At 64.7% G+C, this 15,865-nt stretch carries 13 protein-coding genes; 11 read left to right on the top strand and 2 right to left on the bottom strand.

The genetic code is table 11. The annotated features are described in order from the left end of the window. Positions 1–99: 99 nt before the first annotated feature. From LOY54_RS08150 to LOY54_RS08105, 10 genes are all read left to right on the top strand, one after another. Positions 100–993, top strand: coding sequence for a 2-hydroxy-3-oxopropionate reductase (locus LOY54_RS08150; RefSeq protein WP_045200397.1), 894 nt, complete (start codon positions 100–102; stop codon positions 991–993). Between the two features lie 172 nt (positions 994–1,165). Next, complete coding sequence (locus LOY54_RS08145) at positions 1,166–2,434, top strand: glycerate kinase (RefSeq protein ID WP_045200395.1); 1,269 nt, start codon at positions 1,166–1,168, stop codon at positions 2,432–2,434. A gap of 1 nt (position 2,435) precedes the next feature. Next, entirely contained in the window at positions 2,436–3,851 is a 1,416-nt protein-coding gene (pyk, locus tag LOY54_RS08140; RefSeq protein WP_045200392.1) for a pyruvate kinase, read from the top strand. Between the two features lie 122 nt (positions 3,852–3,973). Then, positions 3,974–4,858, top strand: coding sequence for an urea transporter (locus tag LOY54_RS08135; protein ID WP_258610117.1), 885 nt, complete (start codon positions 3,974–3,976; stop codon positions 4,856–4,858). Between the two features lie 44 nt (positions 4,859–4,902). After that, on the top strand, positions 4,903–5,727 hold the full coding sequence (locus tag LOY54_RS08130; RefSeq protein WP_258610116.1) for an ion transporter: 825 nt from the start codon (positions 4,903–4,905) through the stop codon (positions 5,725–5,727). A gap of 93 nt (positions 5,728–5,820) precedes the next feature. Continuing rightward, complete coding sequence (locus LOY54_RS08125) at positions 5,821–6,822, top strand: sulfate ABC transporter substrate-binding protein (RefSeq protein WP_258610115.1); 1,002 nt, start codon at positions 5,821–5,823, stop codon at positions 6,820–6,822. A gap of 137 nt (positions 6,823–6,959) precedes the next feature. Further along, positions 6,960–8,987, top strand: coding sequence for a mechanosensitive ion channel family protein (locus LOY54_RS08120; RefSeq protein WP_258610114.1), 2,028 nt, complete (start codon positions 6,960–6,962; stop codon positions 8,985–8,987). A 41-nt stretch (positions 8,988–9,028) separates the two neighbouring features. Beyond that, on the top strand, positions 9,029–9,415 hold the full coding sequence (locus tag LOY54_RS08115; protein WP_093385520.1) for a DUF2946 domain-containing protein: 387 nt from the start codon (positions 9,029–9,031) through the stop codon (positions 9,413–9,415). A gap of 101 nt (positions 9,416–9,516) precedes the next feature. Further along, positions 9,517–11,685 (top strand): TonB-dependent siderophore receptor, encoded by a 2,169-nt coding sequence (locus tag LOY54_RS08110; RefSeq protein WP_258610113.1) that lies wholly within the window; start codon positions 9,517–9,519, stop codon positions 11,683–11,685. Positions 11,686–11,695: 10 nt separating this feature from the next. Then, positions 11,696–13,159 carry a PepSY domain-containing protein gene (locus LOY54_RS08105; protein WP_258610112.1) on the top strand — a complete coding sequence of 488 codons (1,464 nt, stop codon included), beginning with the start codon at positions 11,696–11,698 and terminating at the stop codon, positions 13,157–13,159. Positions 13,160–13,221: 62 nt separating this feature from the next. Here the strand turns inward: LOY54_RS08105 and LOY54_RS08100 are convergent, their stop codons facing one another. Continuing rightward, complete coding sequence (locus LOY54_RS08100) at positions 13,222–14,151, bottom strand: class I SAM-dependent methyltransferase (protein WP_258610111.1); 930 nt, start codon at positions 14,149–14,151, stop codon at positions 13,222–13,224. 120 nt (positions 14,152–14,271) lie between these two features. Between LOY54_RS08100 and LOY54_RS08095 the strand changes: the two genes are divergently transcribed. Further along, the gene (locus tag LOY54_RS08095) at positions 14,272–14,964 is read left to right on the top strand and encodes an alpha/beta hydrolase (RefSeq protein WP_258610110.1); all 693 of its coding nucleotides are present in this window, start codon (positions 14,272–14,274) and stop codon (positions 14,962–14,964) included. On the opposite strand, the gene LOY54_RS08090 is transcribed toward LOY54_RS08095, so the two are convergent. Beyond that, entirely contained in the window at positions 14,951–15,856 is a 906-nt protein-coding gene (locus LOY54_RS08090; RefSeq protein ID WP_093385546.1) for a DMT family transporter, read from the bottom strand. The two genes, LOY54_RS08095 and LOY54_RS08090, sit on opposite strands and share 14 nt — an antisense overlap. Positions 15,857–15,865 lie beyond the last annotated feature (9 nt).

The following is a 15,865-nucleotide window of genomic DNA, read 5'->3' as shown; positions in this document are numbered from 1 at the left end:
GGCTTGCCCCGCGATAGCGGCGGTACGGCCACTATCGAATCGCGGGGCAAGCCCGCTCCTACAGTGCCCTGCATCCAACAATTACAAGAGGCATTTCTCATGGCTAAAATCGGATTTATCGGCACCGGCATCATGGGCCGCCCAATGGCGCAGAACCTGCAAAAAGCCGGTCACAGCCTGTTCCTCTCGACCCACCACGACGCCGCGCCTGCCGACCTGGTCGCCGCCGGCGCCGTAGCCCTGGCCAACCCGAAAGAAGTGGCCCAGGAAGCTGAATTCATCATCGTCATGGTCCCCGATACCCCGCAGGTTGAAGCGGTGCTGTTCGGCGACAACGGCGTGGCCCAGGGCGTCGGCCCGAACAAGGTGGTGATCGACATGAGCTCGATCTCGCCAACCGCCACCAAAGCCTTCGCCGAGAAGATCAAGGCCACCGGCGCCACCTACCTCGACGCGCCGGTGTCCGGCGGTGAAGTCGGTGCCAAGGCCGCGACCCTGAGCATTATGGTCGGCGGCTGCCCGAACGCCTTCGAACGCGCCCTGCCGCTGTTCCAGGTCATGGGCAAGAACATCACCCGCGTCGGCGGCAGCGGCGACGGCCAGACTGCCAAGGTCGCCAACCAGATCATCGTCGCCCTGAACATCCAGGCGGTGGCCGAAGCGCTGCTGTTCGCCGCCAAGAACGGCGCCGATCCTGCCAAGGTGCGTGAAGCACTGATGGGCGGCTTCGCTTCGTCGAAAATCCTCGAAGTGCACGGCGAGCGCATGATCAAGGGCACCTTCGACCCGGGCTTCCGTATCAGCCTGCACCAGAAAGACCTGAACCTGGCCCTGCAAGGCGCCAAGGAACTGAACATCAACCTGCCCAACACCGCCAACGCCCAGCAAGTGTTCAGCACCTGCGCGGCCATCGGCGGCGCCAACTGGGACCACTCGGCGCTGATCAAGGGTCTGGAACACATGGCCAACTTCTCGATCCGCGGTGAAGAGTAAGAGGCCAGTTGCAAGCTTCAAGCTGCAAGTAAAAGCAGGCCGCGCGTCGATCCGCTTTCTCTTGCGGCTTGGAGCTTGAAGCTTGCCGCTTTCAGCGCCCCTGGGTCGGCCTGCACGGAGGCGGGCCCAGGGGCGTTTTTGATTCTGAAAAACAATAAGATTGGAGCCTGCCATGTCGGTCGATCCGCAACACTTTCTGCGCGAGCTGTTCGCCACGGCCATCGATGCCGCGCATCCCCGCCAGGTCCTTGAAGCCCACCTGCCCAGCGACCGCAGCGGTCGCGTCATCGTCATCGGCGCCGGCAAGGCTGCCGCGGCCATGGCTGAAGTCGTCGAGCGCGCCTGGAAGGGCCCGGTTTCCGGCCTGGTGGTTACCCGCTACGGCCATGGCGCCAGCTGCTCGAAAATCGAAGTGGTCGAAGCCGCCCACCCGGTCCCGGATGCCGCCGGCCTGGCCGTGGCCAAGCGGGTACTGGAAATGGTCAGCAACCTCACGGCTGACGACCGGGTGATTTTCCTGCTCTCCGGCGGTGGCTCGGCGCTGCTGGCGCTGCCTGCCGAAGGCCTGACCCTGGCCGACAAGCAACAGATCAACAAGGCCTTGCTCAAATCCGGCGCCACCATCGGCGAGATGAACTGCGTGCGCAAGCACCTCTCGGCGATCAAGGGCGGGCGCCTGGCCAAGGCCTGCTGGCCGGCCACCGTCTATACCTATGCGATTTCCGATGTACCCGGGGATCTGGCCACGGTCATCGCCTCCGGCCCCACCGTGGCCGACCCGAGCACCTCGGCCGAAGCCCTGGCGATCCTCAAGCGCTACAACATCGAAGCGCCTGCTGCGGTCACCGCCTGGCTCAACAACCCGGCCTCCGAGACCGTCAAGGCTGACGACCCGGCCCTGGCCCGCAGCCACTTCCAGCTGATCGCCCGGCCCCAGCAGTCGCTGGAAGCGGCTGCGGTCAAAGCCCGCCAGGCCGGTTTCAGCCCGCTGATTCTTGGCGACCTCGAAGGCGAATCGCGCGAGGTGGCCAAGGTCCATGCCGGCATCGCCCGGCAGATCGTCCAGCACGGCCAGCCGCTGTCGCCACCCTGCGTGATCCTCTCCGGTGGCGAAACCACCGTGACCGTGCGCGGCAATGGCCGTGGCGGGCGCAACGCCGAGTTTTTGCTGAGCCTGACCGAAAGCCTCAAGGGCCTGCGCGGGGTCTATGCCCTGGCCGGTGACACCGATGGCATCGACGGCTCCGAAGACAACGCCGGCGCACTGATGACCCCGGACAGCTACGCCCGCGCCGCGGCCCTGGGCCTGTCGGCCAGTGACGAGCTGGACAACAACAATGGCTACGGCTACTTCGCCGCGCTCGATGACTTGATCGTTACCGAGCCGACGCGGACCAACGTCAACGATTTTCGCGCCATCCTGATTCTCGAGAGTGCCTGACATGACGCCTGATAAAAAAGTCAAAATCCTTGCCACCCTCGGTCCTGCGATCAAGGGCATCGATGACATCCGCCAACTGGTCGAGGCCGGGGTGAACATCTTTCGCCTGAACTTCAGCCACGGCGAGCACGAAGACCACGCCCTGCGCTACCAGTGGATCCGCGAGGTGGAGAGCCAGCTCAACTACCCGCTGGGCATCCTCATGGACCTGCAGGGGCCTAAACTGCGCGTCGGCCGTTTTGCCGAGGGCAAGGTCCAGCTGCAACGCGGCCAGGCCCTGCGCCTGGACCTGGACAGCACCCCCGGCACACTCGAGCGGGTCAACCTGCCACACCCGGAAATCATCGCTGCGCTGGAGCCGGGCATGGACCTGCTGCTCGACGACGGCAAGCTGCGCCTGCGGGTGACCGCCAAGCACAGCGACGCGATCGAGACCGAAGTGCTCAACGGCGGCGAGCTGTCCGACCGCAAGGGCGTCAACGTGCCGCAAGCGGTACTCGACCTCAGCCCGCTGACCGCCAAGGACCGCCGCGACCTGAGCTTCGGCCTGGAGCTGGGCGTGGACTGGGTGGCACTGTCGTTCGTGCAGCGCCCGGAAGACATCGTCGAAGCGCGCCAGCTGATCGGTGACCGTGCCTACCTGATGGCCAAGATCGAGAAGCCCTCGGCGGTGACCCAACTGCGCGCCATTGCCGAGCTCAGCGACGCGATCATGGTTGCCCGTGGCGACCTGGGCGTGGAAGTGCCGGCCGAAAGCGTGCCGCAGATCCAGAAGAGCATCATCAACACCTGCCGCGAACTGGGTAAACCGGTGGTGGTGGCCACGCAGATGCTCGAATCGATGCGCTTCTCCCCGGCCCCGACCCGCGCCGAAGTCACCGACGTCGCCAACGCCGTGGCCGAAGGCGCCGATGCGGTGATGCTCTCGGCCGAGACCGCTTCGGGCGACTACCCGCTGGAAGCGGTACAGATGATGAGCAAGATCATCCGCCAGGTGGAGAACGGCCCGGACTACCAGGCGCAACTCGACGTCGGCCGGCCGAAAGCCGAGGCCACCGTGTCGGATGCCATCAGCTGCGCGATCCGCCGCATCAGCGGCATCCTGCCGGTGGCGGTGCTGGTCAACTACAGCGAATCGGGGGCTTCGACCCTGCGCGCTGCGCGCGAGCGGCCACGGGCGCCGATCCTCAACCTGACGCCCAACCTGTCCACCGCCCGGCGCCTGAGCGTGGCCTGGGGTGTGCATTCGGTGGTCAACGATCGCCTGCGCCAGGTCGACGAGATCTGCTCCACCGCCCTGGAGATCGCCCAGGCCCAGGGCATGGCCAGCCGCGGCGACACGCTGTTGATCACTGCCGGTGTGCCTTTTGGCAAGCCGGGGTCGACTAACACGCTGCGGATCGAGACCTTGATCTGAGGTAGACCGCTCCCACAGGTTTGTGGGAGCGGGCTTGACCCGCGATGAATGCAACACAAACCCCAGGTGGGACAACCCGGCCCAAAGAGGCTCCCCACTCCACATCAACCCAGACTGCCCCCATGTACACCAAGAATTTCGTCAACCCGTGCCCCGACTGGGCCACTGCCTTGCTCAACGGCTTCAGCCAGGTGCTGCTGCAGCGCAATCCGCTGTGTGGCCTGTGCTGCCTGCTGGCTATCACCCTGACCGCGCCCGACCTGGTCGGCGGCGCGCTGCTCGGGGCCCTCGCCGGGCTACTGACTGCCCAGCGCCGTGGCTACAACCGCACTGACCGCCAGGCCGGCCTGTACAGCTACAACGGCGTGCTGATTGGCCTGCTGATCAGCTATGCCCTGCCCTGGTCGGCGATTCTGCCGCCACTGATCATCGCCGCTGGCGGCCTGAGCAGCATGCTCGTGCACCAGTGGCTCAAGCGCGGCCTCAAGCCACTGCTGCCTGCCTATACCGCGCCGTTCGTGTTGCTCGGCTGGGCCGCCCTGGCCATGGCCGAACCCGCCAGCGCCACCAGCACCAGTGTCGAGGCCAACCCGCTGTTCGCCCTGGCCCGCGGCCTTGGGCAGATCTTCTTGCTCGACCAGCCGCTGGCCGGCGTGCTGATCGCCCTCGGCCTGCTGATCTCCAATCGCTACGCCGCCGTCTGGGCCCTGCTCGGCTCGGCCATCGGCGGCAGCGTGGCGTTGCTCGGTGGCGAGGCCACGGCGGCCTACAACGGCCTGTTCGGTTTCAATGCCGCCCTCGCCGCCCTGGCCTTCAGCCAGGAACGCCAGCGGCCCTGGCTGCCGCTGCTGGCCATCGTCCTGGCAATTGCCCTGCAACCAGCGGTGAGCCTGCTGCCGGTCGCCGGCCTGACCGCGCCGTTCATTCTCGCCTGCTGGCTGCTGCACGCCGGTGGCCGCCTGCTGCGCCTGCCGGCATCCCACAGCCGGCGTCGCTTGCACAGCTGAGGTGCAGCCCCTAGGCTCTGCCCATCTGCCTTTGGAACGAGCCTATGGACACCCCTTCGAGCTGGCGCGAGCGGCTCTACGTCATCGTCTTTCAAACCGACACCACGGCTGGCCGGCGCTTCGACAAGATCCTCCTGCTGATCATTCTCGCCAGCCTGGTAACGGTGATCCTCGACAGCATCGACGAGGTGCACCAGGGTTATGCCGGGTTGCTGGCGGCCGTCGAGTGGGGCTTTACCGCGATCTTTCTGGTCGAGTACCTGGTCCGCTTGTATTGCTCGCCCAAGCCCTTGCGCTACGCCTTCAGTTTTTACGGCCTGGTCGACCTGCTGGCGATCGTCCCGGGGATCATCGCCCTGTACTACAGCGACGCCCAATACCTGCTGATCATCCGCGTCGTACGTATGCTGCGGATCTTTCGCGTGCTCAAGCTCAGCCCCTACCTCAAGCAGGCCCATTACCTGCTCGCGGCGCTGCGCGGCAGCAAGCAGAAGATCATCGTGTTCCTGCTCAGCGTCTCGACCCTGGTCACCGTGTTCGGCACCCTGATGTATGTGGTCGAAGGTCCCGAGCATGGCTTTACCAGCATCCCCAAGGGCATCTACTGGGCGATCGTCACCCTGACCACGGTCGGCTTTGGCGACATCGTGCCCAAGACCCCGCTGGGCCAGGTGTTGTCGTCGATGGTGATGATCACCGGTTACTCGATCATCGCCGTGCCCACCGGGATTTTCACCGCCGAGCTTGCCAACGCCATGCGCGGCGAACAGCTACAGCACGACTGCCCGGTGTGCCGGAAAAACAGCCACGAGCACGGCGCGGCGTTCTGCTCGCGCTGCGGCAATGCGCTGTTTAAAAAAATGGAATAAGCAAAGCACTTTTTAATCTTTTAGCGCCTAAAGCCCAACCGTTATAGTCGCTGGCATAATGCCTTTAACGCTAACTCGAACAAGGAATGCGCAGTGAAAAAACTCTTCAGTGCCTCGCTTCTGGCCGCAAGCCTCGCCTTCGGCTCCGTGGCCCAGGCTGCTCCGGCGCCGCTGCTAAACGTCTCGTACGACGTGATGCGCGACTTCTACAAGGATTACAACGCCGCGTTCCAGAAGCACTGGGAAGCCGAGCACAAAGAGAAGATCACCGTGCAGATGTCGTTCGGTGGCTCGAGCAAGCAGGCCCGTTCGGTAATCGACGGCCTGCCGGCTGACGTCATCACCATGAACATGGCCACCGACATCAATGCCCTGGCCGACAACGGCAAGCTGGTGCCGGACAACTGGGTCACGCGCCTGCCGAACAACAGCGCGCCGTTCACCTCGGCCACTGTGTTCATCGTGCGCAAGGGCAACCCCAAGGCCCTGAAAGACTGGCCCGACCTGCTCAAAGACGGCGTCCAGGTCATTGTGCCAAACCCGAAAACCTCCGGTAACGGCCGCTACACCTACCTCTCGGCCTGGGGCTATGTGCTGAAGAACGGCGGTGACGAGAACAAGGCCAAGGACTTTGTCGGCAAGCTGTTCAAGCAGGCGCCGGTGCTCGATACCGGTGGCCGCGCCGCCACCACCACCTTCATGACCAACCAGATCGGCGACGTGCTGGTGACCTTCGAGAACGAAGCCGAAATGATCGCCCGCGAGTTCGGTCGTGACCAGTTCGAAGTCATCTACCCAAGCGTCTCCGCCGAAGCCGAGCCACCGGTGAGTGTGGTCGACAAGGTGGTCGAGAAGAAAGGCAGCCGCGCCACCGCCGAGGCATACCTGAAATACCTGTGGTCGCCTGAGGCCCAGGAAATCGCCGCCAACAACTACCTGCGTCCGCGTGATCCAGCGGTGCTGGCCAAGTACACGGACCGCTTCCCGAAAGTCGACTTCCTCTCGGTCGAGAAGACCTTCGGTGACTGGCGCACCGTGCAGAAAACCCACTTCAACGATGGCGGGGTTTTCGACCAGATCTACACCGGGCAGTAATGGCCTCATCGCGGGTCAGTCGAGGTGACGCCTCGACTTGACCCGCGATTGCTTCACCCCCTATCGAACTTACCCTCCCATTTGCTGATCAGTTCATTGACTACCCTTTCCGTCATCCACGGCTCAAGGAGTGCCCAGTGACCCGATCTTTACTCACCTTGCTGTTCAGTTGCCTGTTGAGCAGCCAGCTGTTCGCCGCCGAACCTTCGCCCGCCGCACCAACACCGGAACCCGAACCCGTGGTCCAGGGCGGCCTGCTCGGTGCCATTGCCGATGGCCTGGACGATGTCAGCCAGGAACTGGATATCGACAGCCACCTGTTCGACAGCTGGCGCCTGCGCGCCGACCGCGCCGTCAATGAAGTCGATCAACTGGTCAACCGCCACGCCGGTCGCGATGGCCTCGACCTGCTCGGCGATTTCGCCCTGCTGAGCATCACCTGGCTGGTCGCCTTCGCGGTGCTCACCAACCTCGGCCGCCTGCTGGCCCATCGCAGCAGCAACAGCCGCCCGCTGCGCCAACGCCCGCGCCTGCAGAAACTGCTCGGCTACCTGCTGCCCTATACCCTGCCGGCCCTGTCCAGCCTGCCGACCACGCTGTACGTCAGCCACTATCTGGAGCCGTCGGTAGGCCGCGCCCTGGGCCTGAGCCTGGCCTATGCCACCAGCAGCGGTATCTTCTCGACCTCGATCATCCTGTGCCTGATCACCCTGTTCGACACCGGCCACAAGCGCGCGGCGGTGCGCATCATTCGCCAGCTGGCGCCTCGGCCGCTGTTCATGATCGGCTTTCTGGCGGCCTGGAGCGATGCCCTGACCAGCCCGCAGATCGCCCGGCAACTGGGCGGCAACATCACCAGCAGCGTGGCGGTAATCACCGGCCTGCTGGCGACCCTGGCGTTCGCCGTCCTGGTGATTCGCCTGCGCCGCCCGGTGGCGCACCTGATCCGCAACCGCGCGCTCAAGGAGCGCTTGCAGCACCGCGCCGTGCAGGAAACCCTGCGGATCTTTTCCTGGCTCTGGTACCTGCCGATCCTGATGATGATCCTGGTCTCGGCCATCACCCTGATCGGCGCCGGCGAAGAGAGCCAGAAGGCCCTGCAAAACGCTTTGCTGACCACCATTTTGCTGATCGCCACGCTGTTTCTCAGCACCACCTTGCAGCACCTGTTCAAGGCCCACGACATCGAACCCGGGCAACGCCTGCGTCCGTACAAGGAACTGCTGCGCAACCTTGCCCACGCGCTGCTGCGCATCGCCATGGCAGTGGCCTTCATCGAGCTGCTGGGGCGCATCTGGGGCTTTTCGGTGCTCGATTTTGCCCTGCGCAACAGCCTGGGCCGGGCGATCAGTGATTCACTGAGCAGCATCGGCCTGATCCTGCTGGTCACCTGGCTGCTGTGGGTGGTGATCGACACGGCGATCCAGGAAGCCCTCAAGCCCACGGTGGGGCGACGCTCGTCGCGCCAGCCGAGCACCCGGGTGCGGACCATCCTGCCGATGCTGCGCAATGCCATCAAGATCATCCTGGTGGTGATCTGCACCATCACCACCATGGCCAACCTGGGCATCAACGTCGCGCCCTTGCTGGCCGGCGCCGGGGTGGTCGGCCTGGCGATCGGTTTCGGCTCCCAGCAACTGGTGCAGGACGTGATCACCGGGCTGTTCATCCTCATCGAAGACACCATCGCCATCGGCGACTGGGTGGTGCTCGATTCCGGGCATGCCGGCACGGTCGAGAGCCTGACCATCCGCACCTTGCGCCTGCGTGATGGCAAGGGCTTCGTGCACTCGGTACCGTTCGGCCAGATCAAGGCGGTCACCAACCAGTCACGGCAATTCGCCTATGCGTTCTTCTCGGTTCAGTTCAGCTACCAGACCGACGTCGACAGCGCGCTGAAACTGATCCGCGAAGTCGGCCAGTCGATCAGCGAAGACCCGCTGCTGCGCCACAGCCTGCAAGGGCCGCTGCAGGTGTTCGGGGTCGACAGCATGAACCTCAACGGCATCACTTTGACCGCGCAGTTTCGCACCAGCTCCGGCGGGCAATATGCGGTCAATCGCGCCTTCAACGAACGGCTGAAAAAGCGCGTCGACCAGACCGACGACGTGAGCTTTGCGCAATACAATCCGCCACCGCAAAAAGTCGCTGAAGAACCGGCCTGATTGCTTTAACCCCGGCGGCCATCGGTGCTAAAGTCGCGGCCATGAACCGCGCCCCCGCCGACCGCCCGCTGATTGCCTGGACCTTGTACTTCTGTGTCCTGTTCAATCTGTTCGCCTGCGGTATCGGTCACGGGCAGATGATGGGCCTGCAACTCAACGGTATCGGCGGCGCCTATTGCTCGGCCATGGGCAGCGCCGGGCCGACGCTGAAAAGCGATTTCGGCGATCAGACGGTGGCCGGCTGGGACAGCATGCAGACCTGCCCGGTGTGCGCTGCCGCCGTGGTCTGCCTGGGCCTGGTGCTGGTCATCGGCTGGCTGCTGGCGGTTACCCGGGTACGTCGCTATCACCGTGAACTGCGCAGCAAAGCGCCGCCGCGATATTGCTGGCCGGCCGCCAACCCCCGCGCCTCCCCGCTTCTGGCTTGAACCTCCTGGCAGCCGCTTGGGCTGCCCGAAACCGGCCGTTTTTTGCTGTGCCTGCCTGACAGGTGCAGGCGGCCGCTGGCTCAATTTCCAGAGTGTGATTCATGCCCTACTCCTATCGCCTTTACGGTTGCGCGGCGCTGCTGTGCGCGTTGCCCTTCCACGCTGTGGCCGAGGCGCCGCTGACCCTGCCCGACCTGCGTATCAACAGCCGCGCCGACGCCGAAGACGGCGTGCTGCTCGACACCCCGTCGCAAACCGCTTCGCGCCTTGGCCTCACCCCGCGGGAAACCCCGGCTTCGGTGAGCATCGTCAACCGCCAGCAGATCGAGCAACGCGGCGCGCAGACCACCCAGGACGCGCTTAACGGCGTGCCCGGCATGACCGCCGCCTCACCACCGGGTTCGGCAGGCTCGGTGGCTTACCGGGGGTTTTCCGGGGGGCAGATCACCCAGCTGTTCAACGGCATCAGCGTGCAGTACGACTCGGTTGCCGCGCGCCCGGTCGACAGCTGGATCTATGACCGCGTCGAAGCCGTCGGCGGGCCGTCGAGCTTCCTGTTTGGCGCTGGCGCCGTCGGCGGCTCGATCAACTACATCAGCAAACTGGCCAGCCGCGACGAGAACTTCAACGAAGGCAGAATCAAGTACGGCTCCTACGACAGCAGCGAGACCTCGTTCGGCTTCAACCATGCGCTCAACGACGGCGATGGCATCCGCAACTACGCACGCCTGGATTTCAGCCACAGCAAGAGCAACGGCTATGTCGATCGCGAAGAGCGCGATGCCTGGACCGTGGCGTTCTCGCTGCTCACCGACATCAACGACCAGCTGTCCCACACCCTGGCCGTGGAGTACCAGAACGAAACGGTCGACAGCCCTTACTGGGGCAGCCCGGTGCTCAACCCGCTGGGCGGCGAAATGAAGGTCGACGAGAGCCGCCGCTTCGAAAACTACAACGTCGAGGACGGCCGCTACGAGCAGCGCGTGCGCTGGCTGCGCTCGATCACCGAGTACCGCTTCAACGACAACACCTCGCTGCGCAACACCCTCTACCACTACAACACCGAGCGTGATTTTCGTAACCTCGAAACCTACGCCTACAACGCCGACAACAGCCGGGTCAACCGCTCCAACGCGCTGCTGCAGCGCCATGACCAGGAGCTCAACGGCAACCGCTTCGAACTGCTGCACGAGGGTCAGCTGTTCGGCCTCAACAGCCAGTGGTCGGCGGGTCTGGACTACAGCCACAACGTGCAGATGACCTACCCGCGCTCGATCACCGGCATTTTCGACAACGTCGATCCGGACAACTTCGAACCTGGGCATTTCTATGACCTGAACGGCATGGTCCCGGGCTTTCAGAAGAACCGCGAGAACACCGTCGACACCTGGGCGGCGTTCGTCGAGAACCGCCTGCAACTGACCGAGCGCCTGTCGCTGCTCACCGGTTTGCGCTATGACCATATCGACCTCGATGTGCACAACTACCGCACGGTCGATGCCAACAACCCGCTGGACTTCCAGCGCAGCTACGAGCCCACCACCGGGCGCATCGGCCTGGTCTACGAGCTGACCCCGGCGGCCAACGTCTATGTGCAGTACAGCACCGCCGCCGACCCGCCCTCGGGCATGCTCAGCACAGCCAGTTTTGCCACCGTACGCGACTTCGACCTGAGCACCGGCAAGCAGCTGGAAGTGGGCAGCAAGTTCAGCTTCCTCGATGGCCGCGGCGCCGCCACCGTTGCCGCCTACCAGATCGAGCGCAAGAACCTCGCCACCGCCGATGCCGCCAACCCCAGCGTCACCCAGCCGGTGGGCAAGCAGACCTCGCGCGGGGTAGAAGTGGCCGCCTCGCTGCACGTCACACCGAAGCTGTTGGCCGAGGGCAACTTTGCCTACGTCGACGCCCAGTACGACGAGTTCAACGAGAACGTCGGCGGTCGCTCGATCTCGCGCAAGGGCAATACCCCGACCAACATCCCCGAGCGGGTCGCCAACCTGTGGCTGACCTACGACATCGACCCGAGCTGGCAAATCGGTGCCGACAGCCGCTACGTGTCTTCGGTGTATGCCGACGCGGCCAACACCCGCTACGCGCCGGCCTACACGATCTTCGGTGCCTTCGTCGGTTTCAAGGTCGATGACGACACGCGCATCACGGCCCGGGTGCGCAACCTGACCGACGAGGTGTATGCCCGCTGGACCTCCTCGAGCATGCTCTACCTCGGTGCCCCGCGCACCCTGGAGCTGGCCGTGCAGACGCGCTTCTAGGACGCCGCCGATGAAACGTTACCTGTACCTGTGGCACCGCTGGCTGGGCATCGGCTTATGCCTGTTCATGGCCCTGTGGTTCTTCTCGGGGATGGTCATGCTGTATGTCGGCTACCCCAAGCTGACCCCGCGCGAGCACTACGCTCACCTGCCGCAGTTGCGCGTTCAGGATTGCTGCGTCGACCTCGGCACTGCCCTGCGCAGTGCCGATGCCGAGCGCACCCCGGCCAGCATCCGCCTGAGCACGATAGCCGGCACGCCGCGCTACCTGTTCAGCTACCCGGGCCGGGCCAGCGTGGCGGTGGATGCCCGCACGGGCCAGCGCCTGCAGGCGATCGATCGCGAACAGGCCCTGGCCAGTGCGCATCAATACGATCCGCAGGCAACAGCCCGTTATGCCGGGGTGGTGACCGAAGACCTGTGGAGCCACTCGCGCGCCCTCGACGCCGAGCGCCCGCTGCAGCGGGTGCAGCTCGATGATGGCGAACGCACCCTGCTGTACATCTCCGGCCATACCGGCGAAGTGGTGCGCGATGCCAGCGCCCTGGAGCGCGGCTGGAACCTGGTCGGCGCCTGGCTGCACTGGCTGTATCCATTACGCGGCATTGGCGTCGACGGCCTGTGGAGCAACCTGGTGATCAGCCTGTCGCTGGCCGGTACGCTGATGGCGTTGCTTGGCGCGGTGATCGGGATCCTGCGCTGGCGCCTGCGCAAGCCCTACCGCAGTGGCTCGCGTTCGCCCTACCGGGGCTTTGCCCGCTGGCACCATATTGGCGGCTTGCTGTTTGGCGTGCTGGCGATTACCTGGATTTTCAGTGGCTTGATGTCGATGAACCCGTGGCGGCTGTTCAGCAGCTCAATGCCGTTGAGTGTTGCGGCCTATCAAGGCGGGCCGTTGACCGCGGCGGCTTTTCCGCTGTCGGCCTCTGAGGCGCTGGCGCGGTTCGACCAGCAAGGTTTCAAGGCCCGTGAGCTGGAATGGCGCTTGATTGCAGGTGCGGGGTACCTGGTCGGTCATGATGGCGCCGGGCGCACGCGGGTGCTGTCGATGGCCGACGGCCAGGTGCTCGAACGCCTGCCGCGGGAGGTGCTGGAGCGCGCGGCACAAGCGATCCTGCCCCAGGGCCCGATGCACAGCGAGCAAATTGAAGCCTACGACTTCTACTACTACGCCCGGGCCGAGCAAAGCATGCTCGGCCACCTGGAAAAGCGCTTGCCAGTGTTGCGCGTACGCTTTGCAGACCCGCAACAGACCTGGCTGCACCTGGACCTGTACACCGGCGAAGTGCTGGGTGTACTGGACCAGCCACGGCGCGTGTCGCGCTGGTTGTTCTCGTTGCTACACAGCTGGGACTGGCTACCGCTGTTGCAACGGCGGCCATTGTGGGATGCCTGGATGATCGCCTTCAGCCTGGGCGGGCTGGTGCTCAGTGTCAGCGGTGTGGTGCTGGGCTGGCGGCGCTTAGCCAAGTAGGAGCGGGCTTGCCCCGCGATAGCATTCTGTCCGCCACATCGCATCGCGGGGCAAGCCCGCTCCTACTCAAGGGCCCTGAACACCAGCGCCTTCAAGCCACCCGCCGGATCGCTGTCGGGAAACTCCGGCGGGTTGGCCAGGCGTTCGACAAAGCTCAGCTCCGGTGCTTGCTCAGCCATGCCTTCGATGAGAAAGTCCGGGCCAACGGCCGGGTCGTTGACGCAGGCCAGCACCGTGCCGCCGGCGTTCAACAACTCCGGCAGGCGCCGCAGGATCTTGCGGTAGTCCTGGGTCAGTACAAAGCTGCCCTTCTGGAAGCTTGGCGGGTCGATGATGATCAAGTCATAGGGCCCGGACTTGCGCACCTTGCCCCACGACTTGAACAGCTCATGGCCAAGAAAACTCACCTTGCCCAGGTCATGGCCGTTGAGCCGATGGTTATCGCGCCCGCGGCTCAATGCCGAGCGCGCCATGTCCAGGTTAACCACCTGCTCGGCGCCACCGGCAATCGCCGCCAGCGAAAAACCGCAGGTGTAGGCGAACAGGTTGAGCACGCGCTTGCCCGCCGCCTGCTCACGCACCCAGCGCCGACCATAGCGCATGTCGAGGAACAGACCGGTGTTCTGCTTGAGGCCCAGGTCCAGCTGATAGCGCAAGCCGTCCTCATCGATCAACCAGTGCTCACTGGGGGTACCCAGCAGCCACTGCCCGGGGCTGTCCGGCAGGTAGCGGTGCTGAATCAGAATGGCCTGGCCGCGCCAGCCTGCCGCCTGGGCAAGCGTCAGGAGCATCTGCTCCAGGGCCGGCAACTGGCCCTCGGGCGGCTGGCGAAACAGCGACACCAGCAACACCCCCTGCAGCCAGTCCACGGTGATCTGCTCAAGCCCCGGCCAGCAGCGCCCGCGGCCATGGAACAGGCGCCGGGTTTCGCTCGGCGCCGGGTCGAGGGCGGCGAGCAGGTGCTGCTGGAGGGTGTCGATCACAGAGGTCATGGGCAGATTCAATCGGGTAAAGCCGGCTATTCTACCCTGCCAGATCAGGTTCGACCCGCGCCTTCATAAACAGGCACAAGCATCTACACTAGCATTCCACCCCTGTGCTGGAGAACGATCATGAGCGACACTCCGTCCATAGTCCTGGTCCATGGTTTCTGGGGCGGCGCCGCCCACTGGAGCCGGGTCATCCTCGAACTGTCACGCCTGGGCCACCGCAACCTGCATGCGGTGGAGATGCCCTTGACCTCGCTTGCCGATGACGCTGAACGCACGCGCAAAATGGTCGCCTCGATACCCGGCAAGGTGCTGCTGGTCGGCCACTCCTACGGCGGTGCGGTGATTACCCAGATGGGCAACCAGGCCAATGTCGCCGGCCTTGTGTACATCGCCGCCTTCGCACCCGACAGCGGCGAAAGCCCCGGCGCCATCACCGCCAAGAACCCGCCACAAGCGGCAGCCAACCTGCAACCGGATGGCGATGGCTACCTGTGGATCAAACCCGACAAACTGCACGAGAGCTTTTGCCAGGACCTGAGCAAGGATGAAGGGCTGGTGATGAGCGTGACCCAGAAGGCGCCACTGGCCAGCACCTTCGGTGACACCATCGGTGAGCCCGCGTGGAAGCACAAACCCAGCTGGTACCAGCTCTCGACCCAGGACCGGATGATCCACCCGGACAACCAGAAACTCATGGCAGAACGCCTGCAGCCCAAGGAGCTGCTGCCCCTGGAGGCCAGCCATGCCTCGCTGGTGTCCAGGGCCGCCGAAGTGGCCGCCCTGATCGATCGCGCAGCCGTCAGTCTGGCTTGACCGCCGGGGCCTTGAGCGCGGGCTTGAACCACCAGCCTTGCTGCATGCCGGCCGCGGCCAGCAGGATCGCGGCCACACCCAGCCATTGCAGCGGCGCCAGGCGATGGCCAAAGGCGAACCAGTCGACGAAAATCGCTGCGATCGGGTAGATGAACGACAGCGCCCCGGTCAAGGCGGTCGGCAGCTTCTGGATCGCGCCGTACAGCAGCACATACATCACCCCGGTGTGGACGATGCCCAGGGTCACCAGGCTGGCCAGCGCACCGACGTCGCCCGGCAGGCCACTGGTATTGGCCCAGGGCGCCAGCAGGAGGATGCCGGTGCACACCTGGATCAGTGCGATCAGGTGCGGCGGCGTGCCGCTCAGGCGCTTGATGATCAGCGCCGCCACGGCGTACAGAAACGCCGCGCCCAGGGCCAGGGCGATGCCCAGCAGGTAGTCGTTGCCAGTGCCATCCTGGCTGCCATGGGCACTGACGATCGCCAGCATGCCGGCAAAGGAGACCGCTAGCCAGAACAGCTTGGGCGCGGTGATTTTCTCACCGAGAAACAGCGCCGCCAGGCCCACCAGCATGAACGGCTGGACGTTGTATACCGCAGTGCCGATTGCAATCGAGGCGCGTGAGTAGGAGGCAAACAGCAGCACCCAGTTGCCGACGATGGCCACGCCGCTGAGTACCGCCAGGGCGAAGGTGGCCAGGGTCAGGATACCGGGCTTGAGAAAGCCCATGGCCAGGCAGATCAGCAGCAAGGTGCCAGCACCGAACACACAGCGCCAGAACACCACATCCAGTACCGGTTGCCCGGACACCAGCACGAACCAGCCAATGGTCCCGGATATCAACATCGCGGCGACCATCTCGAACGACCCACGGCGGATTGAACTGTCCATCACTCACCT

Source organism: Pseudomonas sp. B21-032 (genome assembly GCF_024748965.1).
GTDB lineage: Bacteria > Pseudomonadota > Gammaproteobacteria > Pseudomonadales > Pseudomonadaceae > Aquipseudomonas.
The sequence above is the reverse complement of the archived record's forward strand: the minus strand, read 5'-3'. Positions and strand labels throughout refer to the sequence as shown.